Below are 25,002 nucleotides of genomic sequence, written 5' to 3' on the forward strand. Positions count from 1 at the left end.
CGTCCTGAAGTCTGGGAATGAAGCCGGCTCATCCGCCCACGACGGGGCCGGGCGGGGTTGGGCTCAGCGCGGGGAGGAAGGCGAGCGCCAGGCCCGCGTAGGCCCGCAGCAGCCGCTTCTCACCGCGCCGCAAGAGCAGGCAGTTGCGCGCGTTGCGCGACAGGTCCGCCTCCTGGAGCAATTGCTCGTCCTCCTCCAGCGTCGTCTCGAAGCCCGCGAGCCGTGCCTCGCACGCGTCGTGGAGGTAGCGGAAGACGCGCTCCTCCGTCTCCGCGCTCAGCGGTGGCACTTCGCCCAGGCCCTGCTCCTCGCGGGCCTCCTCGGCGAGCCGGGCCAGCTCCCGCGCGTTCGCGCACGCCACGCGCAGGAAGGAGAACATCGCCACCGTGGAGGCATGCCCGTAGTGCAGCGGCACCTCGAAGCGGCGCCGCGACGGCGGAGTCGCCAGCGCGAGCAGCTCCCGCTTTCCCTCCGCCTCCACCGTGTCCTCGGGCACGCCCAGGTAGAGCACCAGCGTGTCGTCCGGGTTGTCCTCCGGCACGAAGCCGTAGCTCAGCAGGAACCGGCAGCTGGACTTGATGCCATAGCTGATGTGCAGTTCCTCGCGCGCGGCCACGGGCTCGTGCGCCACCAGCACGAAGGCCTCACCGTCCTCCGTGTTGCCCCACACCAGGCGCGGCGAGGCCCGGTGGTTGAGCATGTCCGCCACCGGTACGAAGCACCGCGTGAGCTTGCCCGCCACCGTCAGGCCGAAGCTGCGGCTGATCAACACGTGCTGCGCCCAGAGGTACGCGTCGGGCGTGAAGCGCTCGAAGCCCGGCACCCGCTGCGCCAGCATGGCGTAGCGCGCGAGCAGCATCTCCTTCCACCGCGCCACCTCGCGCAGCGCGGAGGAGCCCTGGAGCAGCGACAGTTCCTGCGCGTCGAAGAACAGCGGCAGGTGGGGGAAGGACTGGGGCAGCACGTCCAGGTACGGCTTCCAGGCTGAGTCCTCGCGCTCCTTCTCCTGGAGCAGGAATGCCGCCAGGTAGCACTCCTCGCTCGTGTCCGGCGCGTGCGCGTCGATGAGCCGGCCGATGTCCGACGCTCTCGCGACGTCCAGCGTCACCAGGCACGCGCGTGGCACCCGCAGCACCTCTTCTCCCGCCGCGATGGGCACCTTGGCGAAGACGCCACGCTCGTCGCCCTCCAGATGACCCACCCACAACTTGGGGAAGCTCGCGCCCGCCTGCCTGCTCCACTGGAGTGCGAGGTGTTCCTTCAGGGGGTTCGCTTCCTCGAGGGTGTCCTGCTCCGCTTCCTGTCGCGCGCTCATTGGCTCCGCCATGCGTTCGGGGGGTGAACGCCAGGAAGACGCTGGTCGCTACGGCTTGTGATTTCCCGTGGATTTCCGGGCTGCCCTTTTTGGAGATGATCAAGGGTTGTTCACAGACATCTCGCTGCTCCGTTTCCAGATGCACTTTTGGAGCCCTGGAAACCGTGAGCGAAAACACCAATCCCTCTTTCTGGCGTGTATGGGAGCAGCACAAGGAGCCGTTGTTGCAGCAGGCGCTGCGGCTGATGGGCGGGAACGTGGTGGACGCGGAGGACGCGGTGGACACCGCGATGCTCCGGGCCCACCAGAACTACGTGTCGCCCGGGAAGATCCTCAACCCGAGGGCGTGGCTGGGACGCATCCTCCACAACGTCTGCATGGACATCCACCGCGAGCGCCAGCGCTGGGGCGACACCGAGGAGTGGATGGAAGACCTGGAGTCCGCGGAGCCTCAGTCCCAGGAGCAGCTGCCCGACGCGGGCCTGCTCCAGCGCGAGAGCGCCGCGGCGGTCCGCGAATGCATCGAGGCGCTGCCCCCCAATCTGAGGGTGCCCCTGGTGATGCGCTACCTCCAGGACATGTCCTATGCCGACATTGCTGAACAGCTCCGGTTGACCAGTTGCAACGTGAGAAAGCGCATCCAGCTCGCGTACGGAATCCTTCGGACCACCCTTTCGCAAGAGCCGTGCCCCCGCTGAGCGCGAGCCGTGCTCCGTCCGGGCAGGCCGGCGGAGCACGGCTCGCGCGACTCATTCCGGGAGGGTGCGCGAGCGCACGTAGCGCCCCGGAGCCGCTTCAATGACGCGAAGCCCTCCCTCGCCGGGGCGCCGAGCCGGGACGCGTTCTCCCGAACGCTCGGATTGCCAATACTCCCAGTCTGTCCACCAGGACCCTGAGTGTTCTCTTGCGTCCTGAAGCCACGCATCGGCGTCCGCGTGCGACGCAATTCCATCCGCGTCCATGGAGGACGCCGATGCGTCCGGTGTCGACGCAATCACATCCGTCTTGCCGCGGAGCGCAATCTCATCCGCGTCCTGGGGTGACGCGACTGCGTTTGAATGCGACGCAAATACATCCGCGTTTGGGGCGGACGCAGGCGCGTTTCCAGGTGACGCGCCCGGACGGGGCTTCGGGACCCAATAGCGATACCGGTTCGCGGACGGCGGGTTGATGACGCCAGCGACGTGGCCCGAGCCCGCGAGCACGAACCGCACGGGACCCTGGTAGTTCCTCGCTCCCCGGTACACCGAGCGGAAGGGCGCGATGTGGTCCTCCCGGCAGGCTTGCACGTAGAGGGGCGTCTTCACCTGTCCCAGGTCCAGGGGGACGCCAGCGAGCGACAGCGCGCCCGGCTGGACCAGGCGGTTGTGCAGGTACAGCTCCCGCAGGTACGTCGCGTGCGCGCGCGCGGGCATGCGCGTGGGGTCGGTGCTCCACGCGAGGAAGTCACTGGGGGCCGGCTCCCGGCCGAGCAGGTAGTTGTTCACCACGAAAGGCCAGACCAGGTCCTTCGCCCGGAGCAGGTTGAAGGTGGTCATCAACTCCAGCCCCTCCAGATAGCCGCGCTCGCGCATGTGGGCCTCCAGCCGCTCCAACCGCGGCGCGTCGATGAAGGCCCCCAGGTCCCCCGGTTCGCTGAAGTCCACCTGCGTGGTGAGCAGCGTCGCGCTGGCGATGAGCGAATCATTCTGGGCGGCGAGCCACGCGAGCCCCGACGCCAGCAGCGTTCCTCCGATGCAGTAGCCCAGCGTGGAGACCCGCTCCTCGCCGGTGGCGCGGCAGACGGCCTCCAGCGCGGCAATCAGTCCGTGCACGAGGTAGTCCTCCCAATCCACGTCCGCGTGCGTTTCGTCGGGGTTCACCCAGGAGATGAGGAACACCGTGTACCCGCGCTCCACCGCCCAGCGGACGAACGAGTTCTCCGGGCGCAGGTCCAGGATGTAGAACTTGTTGATCCACGGCGGCACTACCAGCAGCGGCTGGCGGTGGACGGTGGGCGTAGTGGGCCGGTACTGGATGAGCTGGAACAGGCGCTCCTCATGGACCACGTCGCCCGGCGTGGTGGCCAGGTTCTCCCCCAGCCGGAACGTCCGCCGGTCCGTCATGCGCGTCGCCAACTGGCCCTGGCCCCGCGCCAGGTCCTGGCACAGCGCCTCCATTCCCTTGATCAGGCTCATGCCGTGGGACTCGCGCGCGGCGCGGAGCACCTCCGGATTGAGCGCGGGGAAGTTGGACGGTGACAGCGCGTCGGTGAGCTGGCGCGCGTAGAAGCGCGCCTGGTGTGCCGTGTGCCGGTCCACGCCCGGCGCTTGGGCCACCAGGTGCTCCAGCCAGTCCGCGCCGGTGAGGTACGCGCGGCGCAGGCCGTCGAAGAAGGGCTGCTCCCTCCACGCCGGGTCTCGGAAGCGGCGGTCCGGCGCGGAAGGGGCGGTTTCCTGTGGGACGCCCCCGCGCAGGGAGCGTTCCCACAGGTCGATTCCCGCCGCGAGCATCCGCTGGGGGTCCATCGCCAGCCGGAGGAGGACTTCCAGGAAGGCGCGCCGCATGGGCTCCAGGGATGCGTTCATTCGCGGCCTCCTTCAGTACATGTGCTGCCCACCATTGATGGTGAGCGTGGAGCCGGTGATGAAGCCGGCCTTGTCGGAGGCGAGGAACGTCACGGCGCGGGCGATTTCGTCGGCGCGCCCCAGGCGGCCCACGGGGATGCGCGTGCGAATGCGCACCAGTTCCTCCGGAGGCACGGTGCGCACCAGGTCCGTGTCGATGTAGCCCGGCGCGATGAGGTTGGCGGTGACGCCGCGGGCGGCGCCCTCGCGCGCCAGCGCCACGGTGAAGCCATGCATGCCCGCCTTGGCCGCCGCGTAGGCCGTCTGTCCCAGCTGGCCCGTCTGCCCGTTGATGGACCCGATGTTGATGATGCGGCCGAAGCCACGCTCGCGCATCGGACCCACCACGACGTTGCACAGGTTGAAGCACGAGGTGAGGTTCGTCTGGATGACCTCGTTCCACTGCTCGGACGTCATCTTGTGCAGCATGGCGTCCCGGGTGATGCCGGCGTTGTTCACCAGCACCTCGATGGGACCCAGCGCTTCGACGATCTTCTTCACGCCCGCGACACACTGGGCGGTGTTGGCGGCGTCGAAGCGGAACGCCGGGATGCCGGTGCGCCCCGTGAAGTTCTGCGCCGCCTGCTCATTCGCATAATAGGTGACCGCCACGCGGTAACCCTGCTGCCGCAGGGCGTCGGCGCTCGCCGCGCCAATGCCGCGCGTTCCTCCTGTCACCACTGCCACGCGTCCACTCATGTCTGTCTCCAGGGTTGAAAGTTGCGCCTGAAGGACGCGGACGCCCGCCGGGTGTGAAATTCATGACCTCGGAGGCCGGCGTGGATTCACAACCGCGTGGCCGCGGCCGTCCCTGGAGCGCTGCCTCGGGGAGCGGGGGACTGGGAAGGGTGGATTGGGATCCATCAGCCCCCCGCTCCTCCGGGGCAGCACTCCACCGCAGCATTCGCGAGAGGACATCCATGACACAGCCGCAAGCACCCCAGGAGCGCCCGCAGGTCATCGTCGTCTTTCAAGGCGGCGGGGCCCTGGGCGCCTACCACGTGGGGGCCTATCAGGCCCTGGAGGAGGCTGGCCTGCATCCGGACTGGGTCTCCGGCATCTCCATTGGCGCCTTCACCGCCGCGCTGGTCGCGGGCAACCGCCCGGAGCAGCGGCTCGAGCGGCTGGAGGCGTTCTGGCGCGAGGTGTCCTGGCCGGGCAGTGAGTGGGGCTCGCTCTTCAAGGGCCGTCTGCGCCAGCTCTTCAACCTGGGCAGCCACATGACCAGCCTGCTCTTCGGCCAGCCCGGCTTCTACGCGCCCCGCGCGCTGTCCCCGCTGCTCGCGCCGCCGGGCTCTCCGGAGGCGCTGAGCTTCTATTCCACCCGGCCCATGCGCTCGACGCTGCGACGGCTGGTGGACTTCGAATACATCAACTCCCGTGCGACGCGGCTGAGCCTGGGGGCCACCCGCGTGAGCGACGGCCACCTGGTGTTCTTCGACAACACGCGAAGCGCCCTGGGGCCGGACCATGTGCTCGCCAGCGGCGCGCTGCCGCCCGCCTTCCCGCCCAGCCTCATTGACGGGGAGCTGTACTGGGACGGCGGCTGCGTCACCAACACGCCGCTCAACGCCATCCTGGACGACCCGCCCCAGCGGCACTCCCTCGTCTTCATGATCGATTTGTTCGAGGCGCGCGCGCCGCTGCCCCAGAACATGGACGAGGCGAGCTGGCGCATGAAGTCCATCCAGTTCGCGGGCCGCACGTCGCAGCAGGTGGACCAGTTCGCGACCGTGTGGAACCTGCGCCAGACCTCGAGCCGGGTGACGCGGCATATGTCAGCGTCCTCGCCGCTCGCGTTCAGCGACGAGCCCCTGGCGAAGCCCGCGCCCCGGCTGGACATCATCCACCTGACGTACCAGCGCGGTGAGCACCAGATCTCCAGCAGCGATGCGGAGTTCTCCCGCGCCTCCATCGCGGAGCGCCAGGCGGACGGCTACCGGGACATGAAGCGTGCCCTGGCGACCTCGCCGTGGACGCAGCCCATGGCGAACGGGCCCCAGGCGTTCGGTGACGAGGACCTGGCGCCGGCCGAAGGGGGCGCCGTCGTCCACCGCCTCTAGAAGAACCCACCTGTCTTGACCCGAAGGAGCAATGCCATGACCGAAGCGAAGAGAGTCGATCCGTACGCCCACCTGATGGACCTGGGGCGGGGCGCCCTGCACCAGGCCATCGCCGCCCAGCGCTCCGCGCTCGAATACTCCCGCCAGTTCGTGGAGGGGGACGCCGCCGCGCGGCCGCTGCGCTCGCAGCACGAGGAGTGGGCGCGCAAGGCGCTGGAGACCCTGGCGCCGTTCTACGCGCTGGAGCAGCTGGTGCACGACCAACTGCTGAAGGCGCAGGCCAGCATCTTCGAGCTGGCCGACGACACCCTGCGCAACCTCACGCTGCACGGTGTGGAGCGCCGCGGGCACCGCTCGACCTGAGCCCTGGGCGTCGCGAAGCTCGAACCCCGGGGGGCCCTTGCGCGCCGCCCGGGGTTCTTGTTGTTTCAAACCGTCAGCGCGGAGCCAATGGCAGACGCACGGCCGGGTCGCCCAGGAGCACGTAGCCGCCCAGGTCCTGACGGAGCATCCACAGGTGCGAGCGCCGCAGCGGATCCACCGTGGAGGGCTTCCCGGCGCTCCGGGCCGCCTCCTCCTGGTCATACAGCGTGGTCAGCTCCAGGTTGGCCTGGTGGCTCCCGCGCAGCAGCCAGCTCAGGCCCAGGCCCACGCGCCGGCCCCGCGCCAGCTGCTGGAGCGGCTCCATGAAGCGGGACACCTTTCCCTGGCGGTGGTCGCGGTCCTGGAAGCCATACGTCCACGCCAGGTCCACGTGGCCGATGACCGCCAGCGGTCCCTGGGGGTTGGCCAGCACGGACTGCGGCAGCGCGGCGACGAAGGGGCGTTCCCCGGGCCGGGGCAGCGCCGCGGTGAGTGACTCCAGCCTCCCGCTGAAATGGCCTCCCGCCTGCAACTGCTTCAGCCAGTGATGGAAGGCGCTGCGCGACGGCGTGCCCGCGCCGAAGCACGCGAAGAGGAACCAGATGCCGCCGGGCAGGAAGGGCCGCTGGGCCAGCGCCGCGCCATCCAGGTGCTGGCCTTCGCCCAGGTTGAGCGCCCCTTGGAGCGCGAGCTTCGCGTCGGTGCTCCGCCAGCCCGCGCGGGGACTGCCCAGGCCGTGGCTCATGGAGAAGAGCAGGGTGGGTTCCTGGAGCGCGGCCTGCTCCAGCAGCGCGTTGGCGCCGGGCTCTCCCGGCACGCCCAGCTCCAGCACGTCCCGCGCGGGGAAGCGGCCCAGCTCCCGCGCCTGCCGGGCCGACGCGATGGCCGGGGCGACCAATGATTGGTAGCCCGTCCGCGTCGCGGCGGTGCCGTCGTGGACGGTGAAGAAGAGCGAGCGGGGCTGGCGCTCGGCGGAGGGCGCGTTCTCCCAGCGCAGCACCTTGTCCACGTAGGCCGCGTAGTCCTCGTCGCGCCGGAAGGCCAACCGCCCCACGTAGGCGTCGTGGGCCGCGGCCTGCTGCAGCTCGAAAGGCACCTGGTGGAAGTCCCCCAGGAAGAGCAGGTAGCGGGGCCGGTCCGCCACGGGCACCGCTTCGTCATCCAGCACGACGCGCACCCAGCGGGTGAAGTCCTCCAGGTTTCGCCCCTCCGCCGCCAGCTCCGGGCTCACCCGGTAGACGCGCACCGGGTGGCCGTCCTGCTGCTCCTGCCGGTGCCGGCGCAGCGGCTCCATCAGCGCGAGCAGCCGGTCTCCTTCAGGCCCCTCCGGCGCGACCAGCCCCCAGCGCTGCGCGGGCAGGGAGTTGGGGTCTTCCCCGTCGTCCCACAGGTGGCGCTCCTCGCGCCCCTGCGCGTCGTCGTCGCGCGGAACCTGCATCGCGGCGTCGGCGGGCAGGCCGTCGGGGGCCACCGGCTCGTGTGAATCGGCGTGGGACAACAACAGCTCGACGTTCTGCGTGCTCATCTTTGGGGATGGCTCCTGGCGTGCGCGCCCGGGAAGTCGTGCGCGTGACGGCAGGACGCGGCGGAGGGCGGCCGTGTGAGCCGGGGATGTCTGGCGTTGGCATTCACACACAAATGGCGTGCGACGTCCTGTGGACGCAGTGCCCGGCACATCCGCCGTCAACCCAATCCCAGGAGCACGCCCATGCAGTCCGCCGCCCAGCTGTCCGCTTACATCATCGCCTTCGCGGGTGCCGCCCGCACCGCGCAGCGCCTCATGTCGTCCGGCATGGATCCGATGACGATCGCCGAGTACTACTTCGAGGTGAACCTCACGAGCGACTTCGAGATCAAGAGCGAGACGGACGTTGCCCTCAACGTCTGGCGCATGAGCATCAAGGAGAAGCTCACGCTCGACTACAAGGAGCACATGGGGCTCACCGTGAAGTGCACCATCAAGCCCGCGGCGTTGCTCGCGGCCCAGGGTGGCAGCACCGGCGGCGGCGCCTGAAGCCAGCCGTCTGTCTGACCGGAACACGCTGAAGCAAGACACACCCGTCGCCGCCGGTGCTTCGTTCTGGAGCACCGGCGGTGGCGGTTCGCCATCCACCCTTCCTTCCTCAATCCCATCCCATGGCAAAGCCCAATCCCACGCCTGACCACGCGCAAGTCCTCATCCACGACCTCATCCTGGCCGTCCAGTCCTCGCTGGACATCGCGGAGGAGACGGCCCGCAAGCACTATTCCTTCTCCGTGACGGAGCTGGAGGTCTCCGCCAGCTTCGACTTCGAGATGACGGAGCAGGACAGCGACATCCCCGAGGACAAGCCGCAGCCCAAGCGCTGGTTCTCCCTCTTTGGCGGCGGCACCAAGAAGGAGCACACGCGCCTGCACGACCTCAACGAGAAGGACTCCAGCAAGCTCACGGTGCGCATGCTGTTCCGCCCCGGAGGCAAGCACCTGGTGGGCGACACCGTCGAGTCCTCCGACGGCAGCGCCTCCACGGAAGAGGATGCGACGACCGAGCCCGCGTCCACTCCGTCCAAGCGCAAGTAGACACCATGACGACAAAGGAGCCCGCGGCCTTCCGAAGGTCGCGGGCTCTTTGTGTTTCAGGTCACTTCTTGCCCAGCAGCCGCAGCGCGCGCTGGTAGTAGGCCTCGCGCGAGGCCTTGCCGTTGTAGCCGCCGTTGATGCGCCGGGTGATGGCGTCGAACTCGCCCTTGTCGGCGTGCTTGTTGAGGTTGCGGCTGTTCCAGAACCAGGCGGCGGTGCGGAAGCCCACGTCCAGGTCGGCCGCGCGGGCGGGCGTCTCCTCCAGCTCCAGCTCCAGCGCCTTGCCCGCGGCGCGGTAGTTGGTGCGGCCGGTGATTTGGATGGGCCCTCGGCCCTTGTAGCGCGCGCCGTCGCCCGGCTTGATGTTGCCCAGGTCCTTGCGCCGCTCGTAGGCGCGGCCAGTCGCCAGCTCCTCGAAGTAGCGGAACTCGCCGCTCTCGTGCGCCAGCTGCGCCAGAAACGCGGCCTGGCGGCGCGGGGTGTTGATGCCGGCCTCGGACATGGCGTCGTTCAGGTGCGGCAGTACCTCTTGCGCGCGCGCCCTGGGCAGCCGGGGCAGGAACGAACGCATCTGCTCCAGCGTCAACGCCTGGAATGTTTCGCCTTTCGGCTCGGGGGTTTCGTCGGACTGCGAGGACTTGGGGGACTTGGAACCAAAGCCAAAGAGGGCCATCGGGTGGACTCCCGGGTTGCCGGCCCCGGCGGAGGCCGGGCCGTGGGTGCCTGGAAGACGCCGGGTGTCTGGGATTTGTGAGCCCCGTTGGATGACTTCAGGGCTCGTCCGGGAGCGGTGCGCGCCCGTGCCGCTGCTCACACGCGGCGTTGGCCTCCAGCGCCTTCGCGGGCAGGTCGCCCAAGAGGCCGCGCCGCTCGCTGGGTGTCAGGCACGCGGAGCTGGTCGCCTGGAGCTTCTCCTGGAGCCGCTCGATGGGGAGCGGCTCGCGCGGACGCCACACCCGGGCGCTGCCGTCCGTGGAGCCGGTGACGAGCCGGGGCTCCTCCGCGCGGGGGCTGAACACGGCCGAGGTCACCTCACCCTCGTGCGCGGAGAGGACGAGGTACGGCTCTCCGGGCGCATCCGTGAGCCAGACGCGGGCACGGCCGTCCGCGCACGCGGTGACGACGCGGCCGCCATCCGGGCTCCAGGCGGCCCAGGGCACCGGCGCGTCGTGGCGCAGGAGCGCGCGCACGCCTCGCACGCGGCCGTTCTCCACGGTCCAGAGTCGCGCCGTGCCGTCCTGCGAGGAGGTGAGCACCTGGGTGGGGTCCTTCGGATGGAAGGCGGCGGAGAGGACCCAGTCGTCGTGGCTGTAGAGCGTGGCGGTGAGGCGCCCCTCCGCGCTCCAGATGCGGGCGGTGCCGTCTTGAGATGCGGTGATGAGGCGCTGGCCGTCGGGGCTGAAGGCCACGGAGCGGACCTGGTCGCCGTGGCCCTCCAGCGCGACGGGCGGCCGCGTCCCAGCCACGCTCACGATTCGGGTGGCACGCGGGCTGGAGGCGAGCGCCACGCGCTGTCCATCGGGGCTGAAGGCGGCGCCGAAGAAGGGCTCGCGCTGGGACGCCAGCACGCGCCGGCCCGCCGTGCTTCCGTCCGTCGGCCACAGGCGCGCGGTGCCATCCAGCGAGGCCGTCAGCAGCCACCGGCCATCTGGACTGAAGACCACGGAGCGCACGTCCTGCGCATGGCCCCTGAGGACGTGCGTGGCCCGGCCGTCCTCTGACCAGAGGCGCACCGCTCCGTCCTGCGACGCCGTGGCCACCTGCGTGCCGTCCGGGCTGAAGGCCACGGACCAGAGGAAACCGGCGGACGTCTGCAGCGAGAGTGAGTCCTGGGGCGCGTCCAGGCGCCACACTCGCGCGGTGGTGTCGACGGAGGCGGTGACGACCTGCTTGCCGTCCGGACCGAAGCCGCCCCACAGCAGGGTGGACCGGTGGCCGAGCAGCAGCCGGGGCGGTGTGTCCTCGCGCGCGGACCACAGCCGCGCCGTGGTGTCCGAGGAGACGGTGAGGATCCATTCGCCCAGCGGTCCCCCGAAGGTGGCCAGGCGCACGGCGCCCTGGTGGCCGCGCAGCACGCGAGGCTCGCCTCGCCCATCGGCCCGGAAGAGGCGCGCCGTGGTGTCCACCGACGCGGTCACCACCCATTGCCCGTCTGGACTGAAGCGCGCGGTGGTCAGCTCGCCCTGGTGTCCCTTCAGTGCCACGGGGGAGGTGGCGCCGTTGACGGGCCAGACGCGCGCGACGCCGTCCCGGGCCACCGTCAGCACGTGGGTGCCTTCCGGGTCGAACGTGGCGGAGGTGACAGGGGCAGGGTGGGGCAGCTCGCGCGGGCCTTCCGTCCCCTCCACGCGAACCAGGCGCGCGGTGCCGTCCAGCGAGGCCGTCAGCAGCCACCGCCCATCCGGACTGAAGGCCACGGTCTGCACGGCGCCCCGGTGCCGCACCTCGCGCGGCTCGCCGGTGCCGTCCACCCGCCACAGCCGCGCCAGCCCGTCTCGCGAGGCCGTGGCCACGCGCTGGCCGTCCGGGCTGAAGGCGCCCCACTGCACGACGCCGCGGTGCCGGAACGTGTGCAGCAACGCGCCGTCCGCCGTGTTCCACAGCCGCGCCGTGCCGTCGTGCGAGGAGGTGAGCACGCGCTGTCCTCCCGCCGGGCTGAAGGTGGCGTGGTAGACGGGCCCCGCGTGGCCGGTGAGCACGACCGGCGCGCCCTCGCCACTGGTCCGCCATAGCCGCGCGGTGCCGTCCTTCGACGCCGTCACCACGCGCTGCCCGTCCGAGCTGACCTCCACGTGGACCACGGCCTGGGCGTGGCCGCGCAGCACCGCTCGGCTCAGCGGCTCCTGGAGGACCGCGGACACATCCTGGGCCCAGCCCCGGAGCCGGCCGGGCTCCTGGACCTCGCGAAGCATGAGCAGGGCCAGCGTGGGATTGTCCCGCCGCAGCTTCCGGGCGACGTCCAGCAGCACCAGGTCCCGAGCGCGCTGGGCGTGGTGCTGCGCCTCCTGCCGCTCACTCTGGGCCCGAGCCTCCAACTGGCGCGCGTTCCATGCGAGCGCCGCCATCCCTCCCGCCACCACCAGCGCGGCCACCAGCAGCCTCACCAGGCGCTGGCGCGCTGACGCGTCCTGGGCCTCGGCGGAGGCCTCGCTGGCGTCCAGCAGTTGGAGGACGTCCTCGCCCGGCTCCTCGCTGTAGCGCCGCAGGATGTCCTGCGCGTAGCCCAGCCGACTTCCAGACAGGAGGTAGGGCGCGCCGCCGTCGGAGGCGCTCCGGTGCGCGATCCAGTCCCGGGCCCAGGACTCCAGCTCGCGGAAGTGTTGGATGCGTTCGCGGTCCGCGCGGGCCCACTCCGCCAGCTCCGGCCAGGTGCGCAGCAGTGACTCGTGCGACAGCTGCAACCACTCCACGCCCGACGCGTCCTCTTCCCGGGTCAGCAGCCGCGCGGTGAGCAGCACGCCCAGCACCCGGTCGAAGTCGGCGCGGGGCTCCGGCGGAGTGGGGCGCAGCTGCTGCGAGCGCACCCGCCGGCGCCTGCCGTGCGAGGGCCCGCCCTGGAAGTCCACCAGCTCCACCAGCAGCCGGCGCGCCTGCTCCTGGGCGCTCGTGGGCAATGATTCATAGAGCCGGTTCGCCGCCCGCTTCAGAGCCCCCGCGACGCCACCCAGGGCCGCGTAGGCGCGGTGGGTGAGTTGCTGTCCCTCGCGTTCCTCCCAGAGTTGATCCAACGCGTACTGGAGCAGCGGCAGCGACCCGGGCTCCTGCCCCACCTCCTGGAGGAGCCGGTCCACCAGCCCTGCTTCGAAGCGCAGCCCCACCTTGTGCGCGGGGCCCTCGATGGCCGCTCGCAGCGCATCGCCCTGGAGCTCCGTGACGAAGAGGCGGTGGGCGTCCGAATACACGGCCGCGTCCAGGCGCGTGCCCTCCGTGTCCACCACCAGGTCACCGCAGCGTCCCAGGTAGTCCACCTGGAGCGTGGCCAGCACCACCACCCGGCGCTCCGGATCCTTCGCGAGGCTCCACAACGCGGTGGCCAGGTCGCGGCGCGCTGTCGGCTCCATCGCGGTGAAGAGGTCCTCGAAGGGGTCCACCAGCAAGAGCTGCCGGCGCTCCGGTGGAACCTGGCGCACCTCGTGGAGTGCCTCCGCCGCGCCCTGTCCGGGCTTGAGCAGCCGCACCTCCCAGTCCGCGGCCCGAAGCTCCTGGGGCAGACCCGCGAGGGCGAGCGAGGACTTGCCGCTGCCGGAGACCCCGGCCAGCACCTGGAAGCGGGGACGCTGGCCCTCCACGGCTTCGTGGACGCGCTGGAGCAGCTCCTGCTGGAGCGACTCGCGGCCGAAGAAGAAGCGGCGGTCCTCCTGCTGGAAGGGTAAGAGGCCCCGGTAGGGTCTGAGCGCCACCGGGCGCGTGTCTCCGCCGTGCTCCGCGCGCGCGTAGAGCTGGAGCGAGACGTGATCCACCGCGGTGGTGTCCAGCGCCAGCAGGCGCCGGGCGTGCCCCACTGCCTCCTCCAGCGACGCGGGCGTCACCAGCAGCGCGCGGTAGAGGGCTCGCGTGAGCACCACGGAGCCCGGCACGGAGAGCAGCAGGCGCGAGGCCACCACCGCGGGCAGTCCCGCGCGATGGAGCGCCTGGGCCACGCTGCCCAGGTGGTTGTCCGTCGCGCCCGCGCCACTCTGGCACGCGCACAGCACCACCAGCCGCAACGTCGCCGCGTGGGGCATGAGCAGCTGACGCAGCGTCGCGCCATCCACCAGCTCCGGTTCTCCGCCCTCCCATGACGCGTCCCAGAGCAATCCATACGTCTGCCCGCGCCGGCCGCCATGGCACAGCAGATGGAGCACGGACACGGGTTCGCCGGGCCGGTTGAGCGCCTCCGACAGCGACGCCAGCGAGACGTGTGGCAAGACGTCCCGCTCCGGCTCGAATGGGTACGCGCCCTGCCGGCAGGCTCCGCTCAGCTCGCGCTGATGCGCGCGGGCCGGCACCTGGCCTCCAGCGGCGGACCAGGCGAAGAGGACGCGGCCCTGTTGGGAAGTGCCCTGCGTGGGCACGTCTCCGGTCGCGGGCCATTCGTAGCGGATGAAGACGCCGGGCAGCTCCGCCACGGTGCGCCCGGAAGTGCCCAGCGTGAGCAGCTCCCAGGGAAGCGCGAAGAGCTCCGCCGCTGCGAAGCGGAAGGTGAGGTGCACCGGGCGCCCCATCTGGACGGCGGCGGTGATGTCGTTGGCCTGCGCGTCCCAGCCCACGCCTTCCAGGAACGCGCGCAGCCGTTCCCCCAGGCGCTGCACCACGTTGCGGTCCGGCTGGGGCTTCTCCAACTCCGCGAGGTCCGACAGGAGCGCCGGCTCCCAGTCGAGCGCCGCGCGCGCGTAGCTGCCCTGGGCGCGTCGCAGGAGGTACTCCTGTGGCTCCATCCGGAAGTGGAAGGGGTCGCCCGCCTCCTGCGCGCGCACCAACTCCAGCAGCAGCTCCAGCGGCGCGGGCCTCGCGACAGCGGCGCTCATGGTGAGGCCGCGGGGGCGGACACTGCGGGCTGTCCGTCCTGACGCACCAGCCGTCCATCCAGGTCATAGAGGGAGCTGGCCTGCTCCAGGAAGTGGAAGGGCAGCTTGATGTCCAGCTGTCGCGCTCGCCTCAGGTGGATGGCGAGGTCCGGCGGGGAGATGATCCCCATGGGCAGCCGCGACGCAGGGAGGCGCGAGCCCAGCACCTCCAGCATGTAGCGCGCGCTCAGCTGGCCGGCGCTCTTGAAGGGCACGCCAATGGACATGACCGCGCTGGAGTTGCCCTCGCGCACGGCCTCGCGCACGGAGCCCAGCACCGGGATGCCTTCGGAGTACCGGTCGATGCGCTCCAGCTCGTCGTACACCGCGGAGGAGGTGGTGACCCAGAAGAGGCTGTGCCGGCCGTCAGGGTCTATCTGCCGCATCGCGCGGGCCATGCGCGGAAGCTGTTCGGAGAGCGTCTCCTCCGCGCCGCGTTTGCCCTCCACAGCCAGCTCCAACAGTTGGAAACCGTCGCGCGCGGACAGCCGCCGCATGGCCTCCGCCTCCACCTCCACCGTGCTCTGGTTGCGGCGGTCGTACACCACCGTCAGCGCCTTCAACGGACCCAGCAGCTCCTGGAGGTAGTGCAGCTGCACGTCGGGGGAGAGCGACAGCGAGACGAAGGCCATGTTGTCCGGCTTGGCCTGCTGTGAAGCACCTTCCTCGAAGCCCAGCCACAGCTCCGGCGCCTTGCACAGCGCCACCACCGGCGTGGGCTGGTTGCCGAAGCGGTTGTAGAGAAAGCGCGTCGCGTCCGAGCCCATGGCGACGATGAGGTCGAACTGGCCGGAGTCCGCCAGCGCCAGCATCCGCTCCTGTTCCTCGCGGCCCGTGCCGAGCTTGTAGAGCGTGAGGCCCACTCGCACGCGTTGATTGCGCAGCACGGGCAGCATGCCCTCCAGGATCCAGTTGAGGCTGCTCTGGGCCACGGTGAGCAACACCAGCACCTCGCGCACCTGGAGCTGGGGCGTGGGGGGCTGTTCAGGAGTGATGAGGATCCGCTGCGCGGTCGCCTCCACCCGCCAGCCGCGAAGTGTCTCCGGCGGCAGGGCCACCCAGGTGGAGATGTCGTCCGGCTGTGCCTGGACCGGACGAGGCACGCACAGCAGCAACAGCAGGCCCAGCAGCCACTCACGCATGGCGCACCTCGCGACCGGGCGAGGCCCGGGTCATCCAGGAATGGGCGGCCCCCAGCAGCAGCACCCCGACGCCCAGCCCGCCGAGCACCGGGAGCGGATCCTCCGGGGGCCTCCAGAAGGCGCTGACGAGGAGCGGCCCCACGCACTGCCCGAGCGCGCCGAGCAGCGGAGTGATGGCGGCCCAGGAGCGCCTGCGTGTGCTCTCCGCCGGCTGGCTTTCGACGTGGTGGTCGAGCGGGGCGTGGACGAGCCCGAGGGACATTCCCAGCAGGCAGAGCGCCAGCGCGCGGACGGGCTCCAGCGAACCGAAGGCCGCGAGCGCGAGCAGTGACAGCCCGGTGCCCAGCACGCCCCCCTGAAGCAGCCTCCGGCTCCCGTCGAGACGCGCCGGCAGGGCATGGGGAAGCAACGCGCCCAGCGTGACGAGGGCGAGCAGCTGCCCGATGCGGTCCGTGTCCTGGCCCTCACCCACGAGCCACAGGGGCAACACGAGGCCCAGCACGCCCCCGCGCGAAAGCCACGACGGCAGCCCGACGAACAGCAGCGCGCGACGGTGCTCGCGCGGACTCCACGCCCCCGGAGGCAGGGGCGGAAGCGTGAGGGAGGCCCGGAAGGCACGAGGCGCGGCGGACCGATCCCGCGCCTCCAGCGGGGGCAGCCAGAACCGCGAATACGCGAGCGCGCCCAGGCCACAGAGGGCCGCGAACAGGAACACCGGGGACGGTCCCAGGTGGGCCGCCACGAGCGCGCCCAGCACCGTGCCGGCGAGCAGGCCGCCACCTCGGGCCAGGGTGAGACGCGCCATGCGCCGGGGCGGCTGTCCCGAGGGAAGCGCGGCGAGCAGATAAGCCCGCGTCCCGGCGGCCAGCGCCCCCAACCCGAACCCGCAGAGCCCGCGCAGCACCAGCCACGAGCGCAGGTCCGAAGTGAACGCCATCAACGCGAAGGCCGCGGTGGACACACCCAGGGCCACCACGAGCCAGCGCCCGAGGTGACCCTTCCGCGCGTAACGCTCGGAAGGAACGAGCGCGAGCGCGCAGGCCCCCTGGAAGACGACGGCGAGCAGCGCGGCGCCTCCGCCCGGGAGGAGGGCCTCCGCGGCGACGGGGAGGAAGGCGAACGGGAGCCCCTCCAGGAAGCCTCCGAGGAAGGCGAGGGGCTGGAGCCGGCCCGCCGTCCGCTGCTCGAAGCCACGCGAGCCCGAGCCACGCCGGCGCAGGGGCGACAGTGCTCCGAGCACCAGCAGGCCCAACAGGCTCGAGGCGGCGAAGAGGAAGAGGAAGCCAGGGACGGTGCGCCACAGCCGCGCCTGAAGCGCGCCCTTCGCGGCGTCCACCTCCAGGCGCACGGGGAGGTTCCACGGGCCCTCCGTGAGCTCCAGGTCGATGGTGTATTCGAAGCGCTCGTCCCCCGTGCTTCCTGCGCCCGCGTCCACCTGAACGAGCACCCGCTCATCCGCGATGAGCGCCAGCGAGCCCAGGTCCGCGTTGGTGCGCTGGTACTCCTCCAGCAGGGTGTCCAGGCCGCGCAGGTGGGAGAGCGTCAGGCCCAGCCGCGCCGCCTCGTTCAGCCGCCGCGCCAGCGAATGCGCCAGGCTGCTGGTGCGCTGGTGCAGCCCATCCGAATAGAGGTCCGCCAGCGCCAGGGACGTGGCCACCGTCAGGACCAGGAAGCTCAAGGAGAACGCCGCGCCCAGCCAGCGCCGGGGATGCCGCATCCACAGCCGCTGCGCGCCCGTCACGAAGGCCCCCAGGAACAGCAGACATCCCCCCAGCAGGGTGAAGAGGGGCTGGCAGCGCCGCAGCACCCGCTGGGACACCGCCTCTCGGGACATCACCAGCTCCAGCCGTCCCACCTCCCCGAAGCGGTCTGACAGCGGCAGCGACACGCGGAAGGAGTGCGCGTCCTCCGTCACCGCGAAGCGCTGGTGGGGCAGGGGAGGCACGCGGCGGGCCGCGGTGGCAGGAACCTCCGGGCCGGGGGGCTCGGAGAAGAGCAGCCGGCCCTGGTCATCCAGGACGCGGACCGCCTCCAATGTGGGGTCCGCCTGGCGCAGCGTACGCGCCAGTTGCGTGAAGCCGGTGAACTGCTCCAGCGCCATGCCCACGCGCAGGAACATCTCCACCGGCCCCTGGAGGATCGCGCCCTGCGCCGCGAGCCGCTCGAACTGGAGGCGGGCATCCCCGCGCCACGCCTCGCCCAGCCCCAGGGCGACGACTCCTCCGAGCGAGGCGGCCAGCACCAGGAGGAGGGCGCCAAGCCGGGCCCGGCGCAACCCGCGCCCGTGCCGGAGGGAATGGACAGACATGGTTCACTCGCGAATGAGCGGCTTCATGCGCCGCGCCCTGTCTCCAAGGACGGTCCGGCCCCTGCCGGTGTGAACGGTTCACAAAGGCATCCATGCCGCCGTCCCACGGGCATGCCCACACCCCAGATGCGTGCCTTTGTCTTGATGTCTGTTTTTGTATCAATGTTCCTGCTGGCCCCCCAGGCCGGAGCGGAACCTCCGCCGCCCACGGGAGCCACCGTGCTCCAGAGCCGCGACGGTCGGTCCGCGCTGCGCTTGGGCATGGGCCTGCAGACGGACCTGCGGCTGACGCCCACCGACGATGGGCTCGCGAGCACCTTCTACGTCCGCCGCGCGCGCATCAACCTGTCCGGCACGCTGGCGCCCTTCGCGGACGTGCGGCTCATCACCGACGTGGGCCTGCGCGACACGCCCCTCTACCAGGACGCATGGTTGGAATTGCGCGCCGCGCCCTGGCTGCGGCTGCGCGCGGGCCGGCTCAAGGTCCCCTTCGGCTACGAGTGGCTGGAGACCTCCTCCACCTTCCTGGACTTCGTCGAGCAATCCCTCCTCTTCTCCCTGGTGCTGCCCCGGTACGACCAGGGCCTGGCGCTCCACGGAGAGTTGGCCGGCAACCGAGTGGAGTACTGGCTGGGCCTCTTCAACGAGGCGAGCAGCAAGGCGCGCGACGAGGATCGCGGGAAGATGCTGGCGGGCCGTATCGCCGTGGTGCCGGCGGAGGGCATCTCCGTCGCGGTGAGCGCCACCCGCGCGCTGGGCGACAACCTGCCGGAGGAGGCGCGCGGCAAGCTGCCCACGGGCTTCTCCTTCCTGACGGCGCCCCAATACAAGCTGACGTACGCCACGGGCGCCACGGGCCTGTTCGTCGTTCCACCCGAATGGCGCCTGGGCGCGGACTTCGTCTCCTTCCAGGGGCCCACGTCGCTGAAGGTGGAGTACGCCCGCCTCTTCTCTCCTTCGCGCGAGGGCTGGCTCACCGCCGCGGACCTGGGCAAGGAGGACCGGCGCGTGCACCTGGCGGGGCTGCGCTCGCAGGCCTTCTACGTGTCCAGCACGTGGGTGCTGACGGGCGAGAAGAAGCAGGAGCGGGGCGTGGACCCGGAGCGGCCGTTTGATCCGGGCGCGGACAAGTACGGCGCGGGCGCCTGGGAGCTGGGGCTGCGCTACGGCTTCGCGCGGCTGCGCTTCGAGGGACTGCCCGACCACGACGGGCCCTCCGAGGAGCGCCTCCAGGAGGTGACCGCCGGCCTCAACTGGTACCTCAACACCAACACCCGCTGGATGTTCAACGCCAGCCGGTACGTCTTCGACGGGGGGCGCGCGCCCTACGACGAGTTCCTCATGCGCATCCAGTGGTTCTTCTAGAGGGGAGCCGGGGCCATGAGTCTGTTCTTCAAGCTGGGAGCCGCGACGGCGGCCATCCTGAGCTTCTCCATCGCGCTGGTCGTCCTGCTCAACTTCGCCAAGTTCGAGACGACGCTCGGGGAACTCCAGCAGTCACGGCTGCGCGTGCTGGCGCTGGACGCGAAGGCCTCCACCGAGGCGGCCATCGACCTGGGGCTGGCCCTGCCCGCCGTCCGCGACGCGCAGCAGATCCTCACCCGCGTGTCCGGCATGGATCCGGACATCCGGGGCGTCGCCATCCTCGACCGCCGGGGCACGGTGCTGTTCCAGAGTGGGCTGCACGCCACCACCCACCTGCCCGGCTCAGCCCGGGAGCGGGCCGCCTGGTTCGAGGCCGCCGCCGCCGCGCATGGCGGCACCTGGAGCCATTCGGACCGCGAGGCCCTGCTGGTGGGCGCGCCCATCCTCAACCCCTTCAGCCAGCCCGTGGGGTTGGTGCTCATCGCTTATGACCGCAAGGCGCTGGATGCGCGCGCGAGCGCCTTTCTCCACACCTTCGCCCGTCAGGCGCTGTGGCCCCTGGCCATCGGCTTCTCGCTCGTCTGCGCCCTGATGTGGATGTTGCTGCGTCCGCTGGGCCAGCGCTTCCAGGCGATGGAGCAGGCCTTCCGGAACATGGACGGTCCGGTGCACACGCCCCCGGCCGACGAGGCGCTGCGTGCCTTCGACGCGCGCTACCAGGAGGCCTCCCTGGCCCTGGCCCGCGCGGAGCGCTCGCTGGAGGGCCCGGCATGAGCTCCACGAACGACGGAAGTCTGTCCCGGAGCCGCATCTGGAAGGTGAGCCTGCTGCCCACGCTGCTCATCGTGGCGACGCTGGTGGCTGCGTCCATCCAGGCCTCGCGCCTGTTCGAGCAGTCATTGCGGCCGGACCTGCGCGCCAAGGCGGAGACGCTGGCCCAGACCGTGGCGCTCCAGTTCCACCGCGCCGCGGACCTGGGCATCCCGGTGAACCGGCTGGGCGCGGCGGATGCCTACCTGGATGACGCGGCCCTGGGCCACGAGGAGATCCGCTACATCGGCTTCGCCTCGCCGGACGGCCACCTGCTGTACGCGTCCAGGGACCTGAAGGCGAAGCCCGCGTCCTTCTTCGACAAGGTGCTCAAGGCCCACGCGCTCGAGGAGGCGCGCGGTCTGGCGCGCCTGGACGGGGACCTGGACCTGGTCCACCCCGTGGTGTCGCGGGGGCGCGTCATCGGCCAGCTGCACCTGGGCATCGACACGACGTACGCCGAACAGCGGCTCCAGGAAATCCACACCGACGTCCTCATCACCCTGTTCGTGACGGCGCTGGTCACCGTGGAGGTGCTCATGGCGCTGATGGGCCTGCTGGTCATCCGGCCGCTGCGGCTGTTGCGGCGCCTGCTGGAACTGGGCGGGGCGGGGGACTTCACGCGGCAGGCCCGGGTGCGGCTGCACGACGAGGCCACCCGCGCGCTGGCCTCCGCGGGCAGGCTGGTGCGCGGCCTCAACCGCCGCCACGCGGCGCTGGACGAACGCGCGGCGCCGGAGCTGGCGACGCTGCGCGAGCGCTTCCGCTTCGGAGACCCGAAGGCCCCCGCCGCGCTGGAGGAGCCCGGGACGAGCGACCTGCGGCTGCCGCTGTTCGTCTTCCTCTTCGGCTCGGAGCTGTCGCGCTCGTTCTGGCCGCTCTTCGTCAAGCGGCTGTACCAGCCCGGCCCCTACTTCTCCGAGAGCTTCATGGTGGCGCTGCCCATGTCGCTGTGGGTCACCGCGATGGTGGTGTGCACGCCGCTGGCGGGGCGCCTGCTCAATACCAAGAGCAGCCGCGTGGCGATGCTGGTGGGCATGGTGCCCGCCGGCCTGGGCCTGTTCATGACAGGCCTCGCGTCGAGCCTCACGGAGCTCTTCTTCTGGCGCGTCGTCACCGCGGGCGGCTACGGCATCGTGACGACCACGGCGCTCTTGCACGTGGCGCGCACGTCGAAGCAGAGCCACGGCGCGCGGAGCATGGGTGTGTTCGTGGGCGCGTCCACGGCCGCCAGCGTCTGTGGCACCGCCATTGGCGGCATCCTCGCGGACCGCATCGGCTACGCGGCGACGTTCGGGGTGGCCTCGGCGCTGGTGGGCCTGGCCATGGCGCTGGTGTTGCTGCTGGCTCCGGACCTGGGACCCGTCCGGGCGCGGGAGGAGGGCGAGCCCCGCGCGATGGCTGCCTACCTGGGCATCCTCAAGCGCGGGCGCGTGCTGCTCTTCATCTTGCTGGCGGCCATGCCGGCGCGCCTGGTGCTGACGGGCTTCCTCTTCTACCTGACGCCCCTGCGCCTGCATGCGATGGGCTTCACGGAAGCCGCCATCGGCCGGTTGATGATGGGCTACTTCATCGTCACGGTGTTCGCCACGCCGGTGGTGTCGCTGCTGGCGGACCGCCATGGCTGGCACCGGGGGATGATGCTCGTGGGCGGCGGGCTCTCCGGGCTGGGCGTGCTGCTGTTCGCGTCGGCCGGTGGCTCGTGGCCGTTGTTGGCCGCGGTGCTGCTGGTGGGCCTGGGACAGGCGTTGGCGGCCACGCCGCTGCTTGCCAGCATCCCGCCGCTCTTCGCCGAGGAGTGCGCCGGGTTCGGCCTGGACTCGCTCCTGTCTGTCTTCCGGATGATCGAGCGGGTGGGCAGCCTCGTCGGCCCGCTGCTCGCCGCCGCGCTGCTGGGCGCCAGCGGCTTCGTGCGCAGCACCCACGTCATCGGCGTCGGGATGCTCGCGCTCACCGCGGGCCTCGCCGCCTACCTCTTCCTTCGTTCCCTTCCACCCACCACTCCCACTCCGAAAACTCCATGACCGCCATCACCCAGAACCTGTTGAAGCTGACGCCCACGCAGCGCGAGCACCTGGACGTGTTGTTCCTCGCGCAGTACGCGCCGGACCCCGGAGCTCCGTGGCCCGAACTGCACCCGGAGCACGGTGTGCTCCCACGCTACAACCACGAGCTGTTCCACACGCTGACCGGACTGGGGCTGCGGTGCTCGCCGTGCCGCTCGCTGGAGGACCTGGTCCACATCCGCAGCGAACCCAACTACGTCTTCACGCTCCTCAACCGCGCGCCGGTCCGCAACTCGGAGGTCTTCACGTCGGCGTTCTGTGAATGGTTGCAGGTCCCCTACCTGGGCGCGCCGCCCAACATCCGCGCGCTGGCGGAGGACAAGCACCTCACCAAGCTGATGGCGCGCTCGCTGGGCATCCCGACGGCGCCCTGGGTGACGTGCCCGGCGGAGGGGAAGCTGCCGCCCGCGCCGGACTTCCGGGGGCCGTGGATCATCAAGCCGCGCTTCGGCGCCGCGTCCGTGGGCATCTCCGAGGACAGCATCCAGGAGACGGAGGCCGGGCTGCACGAGCGCCTGCGTCTGTTCCAGGACCTGGGCCAGGCCTGTCTCGTGGAGCAACTGGTGCCTGGCCTGGACCTGACGGTGCCGGTGCTGGGCGGCGAGGAGCCCATCGTGCTGGGCGTCGCGGAGGAGACCTCCTCGCTGCCGCACGGCATCGTCACCCACCGGCAGAAGCGGATGCTGGACGGCGGGCGTGAACGCCGCATGGCGCCCCAGGGGCCGCTGGCGGAGACCCTGCGGACGTACGCGCTCCGGCTGTGCGCCGCGGTGCGGGATTTCGACTACCTGCGCGTCGACTTCCGCCAGCACCGCGACACCGGCGAGCTGTTCCTCCTGGAGTTCAACATCGGCTGCAATCTGGGCAGCCACGCGGCGGTGATGTTCACCGCGCGCAACGCGGGCTTCCAGCAGGCGGACGTCATCGAGCACATCCTGCGGCACAGCCTGGACCGGCAGGGCCGGATGTGGCGGAGCGCGTCCGCCCGGACGGAGGCGGGGCGATGACGGCCCGCGCGTTCCTCGCCGCGCTCGTCCTGCTGTCGGCGGTCTCCGCCTCCGCCGCGCCGTACCGCGTCTTCATGGTGATCCACCGCACCGGCGCGGAGGCGGACCAGGGCTTCCGGGACTACCTGCTCAGCGCGGGGCTGGAGGTGGAGTTCACCGTCCGCAACATCGAAGGCGACGCGAACCGGCTGCCGGCGGTCATCCAGGAGATTCGCGCGCGGCGTCCGGACCTCATCTACGCCCAGAGCACGCTGGTGACGGAGGGGCTCGTGGGCCGGCTGGGCGAGGTGGACCCCGCGCGGCACATCACCGACGTCCCGGTGGTCTTCGCCATGGTGTCGGACCCCATTGCCTCGGGGCTGGTGACGCGGTTGGAGGGCTCCGGGCGCAACCTCACCGGCGCCATCCACGTGGCATCGCTGCCGGTGCAGCTCAAGGCCATGCAGTCCTTCATGCCGCTCAAGCGGCTGGGCGTCGCCTACAACCCGTCCGAGCCATCCCAGCGCAACATGTTCGACAAGCTCACGCAGCTCACCGCGCAGGCGGGCATCGAACTGGTGGCGGTGCACCCGCTCGGCAAGGACGGGAAGCCGGACGCGGCGCGCCTGCCGGCGATGATGCAGGCGCTGGCGGCCCGGAGGCCGGACCTGGTGTACCTGCCTCCGGTGAACTTCTTCGCGCCGCACAGCCAGCTGCTGATGGATGAAGCGATCCGCCTGGGCCTGCCCACCTTCTGCGCCATCGAGGTGCAACTGGAGGCGGGCGGCATGATGGGTCTGGTGGCGCCCTTCTACAATGTCGGGGGCCTGGCGGGCTTCAAGGCCACGCAGATATTGCGTGAGCACCGCTCACCGGCGGAGCTGCCCGTGGAGACGCTGTCCCGCTTCTCCTTCGAGGTGAACATGCCGGCCGCGCACGCGCTGGGGCTGTACCCGCCCATGCACATCCTCAGGTACGCGCGGATTCGCGAGCGGTAGCGCGGGCCGCCTCCACGGTCCCCAGGTGCAGCAGCTCCTGCAGCAGGTCAAGCAGGAGCTGCTGTCCCAGGTCGTGGCCCACCGCGTGAGAGAAGCAGTACGCCAGCCGCAGGGTGCCCCAGCGCTGCGCGAGGGTCGCGGGTGCGAGCGCGATGTCCGTCAGCCGCTGGCACAGCGCCTCCAACGGCGAAGCCACCTGGGAACCGAAGGCGATGCGACGCAGCAGCTGGCCGGTGAGCTCCTGGAGGAAGGACGCATCCTCCCGTGACGCCTCCAGCGCCAACGTCTCCGCCTCCGTCAGGTGGGCCTCCATCCCCGCCGCCAGCAGCACCGCCTCCAGCACGCGAGCGTGCCGCGGGTGGGCGGGCTCCGCCGCCAGCGCGACGGGGGACATGCCATCCATGATGCCCAGGCGCATGTCGCGGGCCTGGGCCTGTGTCAGTCCCAGTTCGCGGCACAGCTGGGCCAGCGGCAGCTGCGCCGGACCCGGGTGGCCGCCGTGCGCGGTCGCGGCCCGCAGCGCCAGTCCGTAGGCCAGCAGGCGGTTGGGGACGTCCGGCAGTCGCACGCGCAGCGACGCGAAGAAGGCGTCGCCCTCCAGCGAGGCGGCGGTCCGGCGCGCCAGGCGATCCGCGAGCAACTCGCGCCGTGGATCGATGACCTCCGGGTCGCCCAGCACGCCGCGCCAGGCCTCCAGGTGATTCGCCCGGGTGAGGGGTCCCTGCGTCCGGATGACGAAGACCACCGCGTCCAACAGCGCCAGGTCCCTTGCTTCACAAGCCTCTGCGATGTGCGTTCGGATCATGCGGCCAGGACGGCACCGGCGGCGAGGCTGTGATTCCTTTGCGGAAATAAAAGAAGCCCCACGGGGCGCT

The 25,002-nt window shown here is 71.0% G+C and carries 19 protein-coding genes; 10 read left to right on the forward strand and 9 right to left on the reverse strand.

What is annotated here, in order from left to right; genetic code table 11:
• Nucleotides 1–28 precede the first annotated feature (28 nt).
• On the reverse strand, nucleotides 29–1,315 hold the full coding sequence (locus D7Y04_RS20215; protein ID WP_158627562.1) for an SET domain-containing histone-lysine N-methyltransferase: 1,287 nt from the start codon (nucleotides 1,313–1,315) through the stop codon (nucleotides 29–31).
• Nucleotides 1,316–1,479: 164 nt separating this feature from the next.
• Here D7Y04_RS20215 and D7Y04_RS20220 point away from each other — a divergent pair, with 164 nt between their 5' ends.
• A complete protein-coding gene (locus D7Y04_RS20220; RefSeq protein ID WP_158620752.1) occupies nucleotides 1,480–2,013 on the forward strand; it encodes an RNA polymerase sigma factor in 534 nt (177 codons plus the stop codon).
• Between the two features lie 51 nt (nucleotides 2,014–2,064).
• Here the strand turns inward: D7Y04_RS20220 and D7Y04_RS20225 are convergent, their stop codons facing one another.
• Both D7Y04_RS20225 and phbB read right to left on the reverse strand, forming a co-directional pair.
• A complete protein-coding gene (locus tag D7Y04_RS20225; RefSeq protein ID WP_121760386.1) occupies nucleotides 2,065–3,882 on the reverse strand; it encodes an alpha/beta hydrolase in 1,818 nt (605 codons plus the stop codon).
• A gap of 12 nt (nucleotides 3,883–3,894) precedes the next feature.
• Nucleotides 3,895–4,620, reverse strand: a complete 726-nt coding sequence (phbB, locus tag D7Y04_RS20230) for an acetoacetyl-CoA reductase (protein WP_120576496.1) — start codon at nucleotides 4,618–4,620, stop codon at nucleotides 3,895–3,897.
• A 221-nt stretch (nucleotides 4,621–4,841) separates the two neighbouring features.
• Between phbB and D7Y04_RS20235 the strand changes: the two genes are divergently transcribed.
• Nucleotides 4,842–5,984: a patatin-like phospholipase family protein gene (locus D7Y04_RS20235; RefSeq protein ID WP_158627563.1), complete on the forward strand. Its 1,143-nt coding sequence runs from the start codon at nucleotides 4,842–4,844 to the stop codon at nucleotides 5,982–5,984.
• Between the two features lie 36 nt (nucleotides 5,985–6,020).
• Entirely contained in the window at nucleotides 6,021–6,347 is a 327-nt protein-coding gene (locus D7Y04_RS20240) for a hypothetical protein (RefSeq protein ID WP_120576498.1), read from the forward strand.
• Nucleotides 6,348–6,420: 73 nt separating this feature from the next.
• Here D7Y04_RS20240 and D7Y04_RS20245 read toward each other — a convergent pair whose 3' ends face one another.
• On the reverse strand, nucleotides 6,421–7,872 hold the full coding sequence (locus tag D7Y04_RS20245; protein ID WP_120597974.1) for a hypothetical protein: 1,452 nt from the start codon (nucleotides 7,870–7,872) through the stop codon (nucleotides 6,421–6,423).
• Nucleotides 7,873–8,055: 183 nt separating this feature from the next.
• Here D7Y04_RS20245 and D7Y04_RS20250 point away from each other — a divergent pair, with 183 nt between their 5' ends.
• Both D7Y04_RS20250 and D7Y04_RS20255 read left to right on the forward strand, forming a co-directional pair.
• Nucleotides 8,056–8,361 carry a hypothetical protein gene (locus D7Y04_RS20250; RefSeq protein ID WP_120565777.1) on the forward strand — a complete coding sequence of 102 codons (306 nt, stop codon included), beginning with the start codon at nucleotides 8,056–8,058 and terminating at the stop codon, nucleotides 8,359–8,361.
• A gap of 122 nt (nucleotides 8,362–8,483) precedes the next feature.
• Nucleotides 8,484–8,906 carry a hypothetical protein gene (locus D7Y04_RS20255; RefSeq protein ID WP_120597973.1) on the forward strand — a complete coding sequence of 141 codons (423 nt, stop codon included), beginning with the start codon at nucleotides 8,484–8,486 and terminating at the stop codon, nucleotides 8,904–8,906.
• Nucleotides 8,907–8,967: 61 nt separating this feature from the next.
• On the opposite strand, the gene D7Y04_RS20260 is transcribed toward D7Y04_RS20255, so the two are convergent.
• From D7Y04_RS20260 to D7Y04_RS20275, 4 genes are all read right to left on the reverse strand, one after another.
• Complete coding sequence (locus tag D7Y04_RS20260; protein WP_121760388.1) at nucleotides 8,968–9,579, reverse strand: glycoside hydrolase family 19 protein; 612 nt, start codon at nucleotides 9,577–9,579, stop codon at nucleotides 8,968–8,970.
• 97 nt (nucleotides 9,580–9,676) lie between these two features.
• Nucleotides 9,677–14,413, reverse strand: coding sequence for a CHAT domain-containing protein (locus D7Y04_RS20265; RefSeq protein WP_121760389.1), 4,737 nt, complete (start codon nucleotides 14,411–14,413; stop codon nucleotides 9,677–9,679).
• A complete protein-coding gene (locus D7Y04_RS20270; RefSeq protein WP_121760390.1) occupies nucleotides 14,410–15,594 on the reverse strand; it encodes an ABC transporter substrate-binding protein in 1,185 nt (394 codons plus the stop codon). Before D7Y04_RS20270 ends, D7Y04_RS20265 begins: the two co-directional genes overlap by 4 nt.
• Nucleotides 15,587–17,902, reverse strand: a complete 2,316-nt coding sequence (locus tag D7Y04_RS20275; protein WP_121760391.1) for an MFS transporter — start codon at nucleotides 17,900–17,902, stop codon at nucleotides 15,587–15,589. The genes D7Y04_RS20270 and D7Y04_RS20275 overlap by 8 nt, the downstream gene beginning before the upstream one ends.
• A gap of 162 nt (nucleotides 17,903–18,064) precedes the next feature.
• On the opposite strand from D7Y04_RS20275, the gene D7Y04_RS20280 reads away from it, so the two are divergent.
• From D7Y04_RS20280 to D7Y04_RS20300, 5 genes are read left to right on the forward strand one after another with little or no spacing between them, the layout of a single operon-like run.
• Entirely contained in the window at nucleotides 18,065–19,267 is a 1,203-nt protein-coding gene (locus D7Y04_RS20280; RefSeq protein ID WP_158620774.1) for an OprO/OprP family phosphate-selective porin, read from the forward strand.
• 15 nt (nucleotides 19,268–19,282) lie between these two features.
• Nucleotides 19,283–20,041, forward strand: a complete 759-nt coding sequence (locus D7Y04_RS20285; protein WP_120598468.1) for a cache domain-containing protein — start codon at nucleotides 19,283–19,285, stop codon at nucleotides 20,039–20,041.
• Nucleotides 20,038–22,101, forward strand: a complete 2,064-nt coding sequence (locus tag D7Y04_RS20290) for an MFS transporter (RefSeq protein WP_121760393.1) — start codon at nucleotides 20,038–20,040, stop codon at nucleotides 22,099–22,101. The genes D7Y04_RS20285 and D7Y04_RS20290 overlap by 4 nt, the downstream gene beginning before the upstream one ends.
• Nucleotides 22,098–23,150 (forward strand): hypothetical protein, encoded by a 1,053-nt coding sequence (locus tag D7Y04_RS20295; protein ID WP_120598466.1) that lies wholly within the window; start codon nucleotides 22,098–22,100, stop codon nucleotides 23,148–23,150. Before D7Y04_RS20290 ends, D7Y04_RS20295 begins: the two co-directional genes overlap by 4 nt.
• Nucleotides 23,147–24,127 carry an ABC transporter substrate-binding protein gene (locus D7Y04_RS20300; protein ID WP_126936247.1) on the forward strand — a complete coding sequence of 327 codons (981 nt, stop codon included), beginning with the start codon at nucleotides 23,147–23,149 and terminating at the stop codon, nucleotides 24,125–24,127. The genes D7Y04_RS20295 and D7Y04_RS20300 overlap by 4 nt, the downstream gene beginning before the upstream one ends.
• Here the strand turns inward: D7Y04_RS20300 and D7Y04_RS20305 are convergent.
• Nucleotides 24,099–24,932 carry a hypothetical protein gene (locus D7Y04_RS20305; protein WP_121760394.1) on the reverse strand — a complete coding sequence of 278 codons (834 nt, stop codon included), beginning with the start codon at nucleotides 24,930–24,932 and terminating at the stop codon, nucleotides 24,099–24,101. The genes D7Y04_RS20300 and D7Y04_RS20305 overlap by 29 nt on opposite strands.
• Nucleotides 24,933–25,002 lie beyond the last annotated feature (70 nt).

Origin of the sequence: Corallococcus sp. AB038B (assembly GCF_003668955.1) — a bacterium.
GTDB classification, from domain to species: Bacteria; Myxococcota; Myxococcia; order Myxococcales; family Myxococcaceae; genus Corallococcus; species Corallococcus exiguus.

Coding starts and splice junctions, on each gene's coding strand:
- D7Y04_RS20260 (WP_121760388.1), bottom strand. CDS start 9,579: ATGGCCCTCTTTGGCTTTGGTTCCAAGTCCCCCAAGTCCTCGCAGTCC.
- D7Y04_RS20290 (WP_121760393.1), top strand. CDS start 20,038: ATGAGCTCCACGAACGACGGAAGTCTGTCCCGGAGCCGCATCTGGAAG.
- D7Y04_RS20215 (WP_158627562.1), bottom strand. CDS start 1,315: ATGAGCGCGCGACAGGAAGCGGAGCAGGACACCCTCGAGGAAGCGAAC.
- D7Y04_RS20240 (WP_120576498.1), top strand. CDS start 6,021: ATGACCGAAGCGAAGAGAGTCGATCCGTACGCCCACCTGATGGACCTG.
- phbB (WP_120576496.1), bottom strand. CDS start 4,620: ATGAGTGGACGCGTGGCAGTGGTGACAGGAGGAACGCGCGGCATTGGC.
- D7Y04_RS20225 (WP_121760386.1), bottom strand. CDS start 3,882: ATGAACGCATCCCTGGAGCCCATGCGGCGCGCCTTCCTGGAAGTCCTC.
- D7Y04_RS20255 (WP_120597973.1), top strand. CDS start 8,484: ATGGCAAAGCCCAATCCCACGCCTGACCACGCGCAAGTCCTCATCCAC.
- D7Y04_RS20250 (WP_120565777.1), top strand. CDS start 8,056: ATGCAGTCCGCCGCCCAGCTGTCCGCTTACATCATCGCCTTCGCGGGT.
- D7Y04_RS20300 (WP_126936247.1), top strand. CDS start 23,147: ATGACGGCCCGCGCGTTCCTCGCCGCGCTCGTCCTGCTGTCGGCGGTC.
- D7Y04_RS20265 (WP_121760389.1), bottom strand. CDS start 14,413: ATGAGCGCCGCTGTCGCGAGGCCCGCGCCGCTGGAGCTGCTGCTGGAG.
- D7Y04_RS20245 (WP_120597974.1), bottom strand. CDS start 7,872: ATGAGCACGCAGAACGTCGAGCTGTTGTTGTCCCACGCCGATTCACAC.
- D7Y04_RS20275 (WP_121760391.1), bottom strand. CDS start 17,902: ATGTCTGTCCATTCCCTCCGGCACGGGCGCGGGTTGCGCCGGGCCCGG.
- D7Y04_RS20270 (WP_121760390.1), bottom strand. CDS start 15,594: ATGCGTGAGTGGCTGCTGGGCCTGCTGTTGCTGCTGTGCGTGCCTCGT.
- D7Y04_RS20280 (WP_158620774.1), top strand. CDS start 18,065: ATGTTCCTGCTGGCCCCCCAGGCCGGAGCGGAACCTCCGCCGCCCACG.
- D7Y04_RS20305 (WP_121760394.1), bottom strand. CDS start 24,932: ATGATCCGAACGCACATCGCAGAGGCTTGTGAAGCAAGGGACCTGGCG.
- D7Y04_RS20295 (WP_120598466.1), top strand. CDS start 22,098: ATGACCGCCATCACCCAGAACCTGTTGAAGCTGACGCCCACGCAGCGC.
- D7Y04_RS20285 (WP_120598468.1), top strand. CDS start 19,283: ATGAGTCTGTTCTTCAAGCTGGGAGCCGCGACGGCGGCCATCCTGAGC.
- D7Y04_RS20235 (WP_158627563.1), top strand. CDS start 4,842: ATGACACAGCCGCAAGCACCCCAGGAGCGCCCGCAGGTCATCGTCGTC.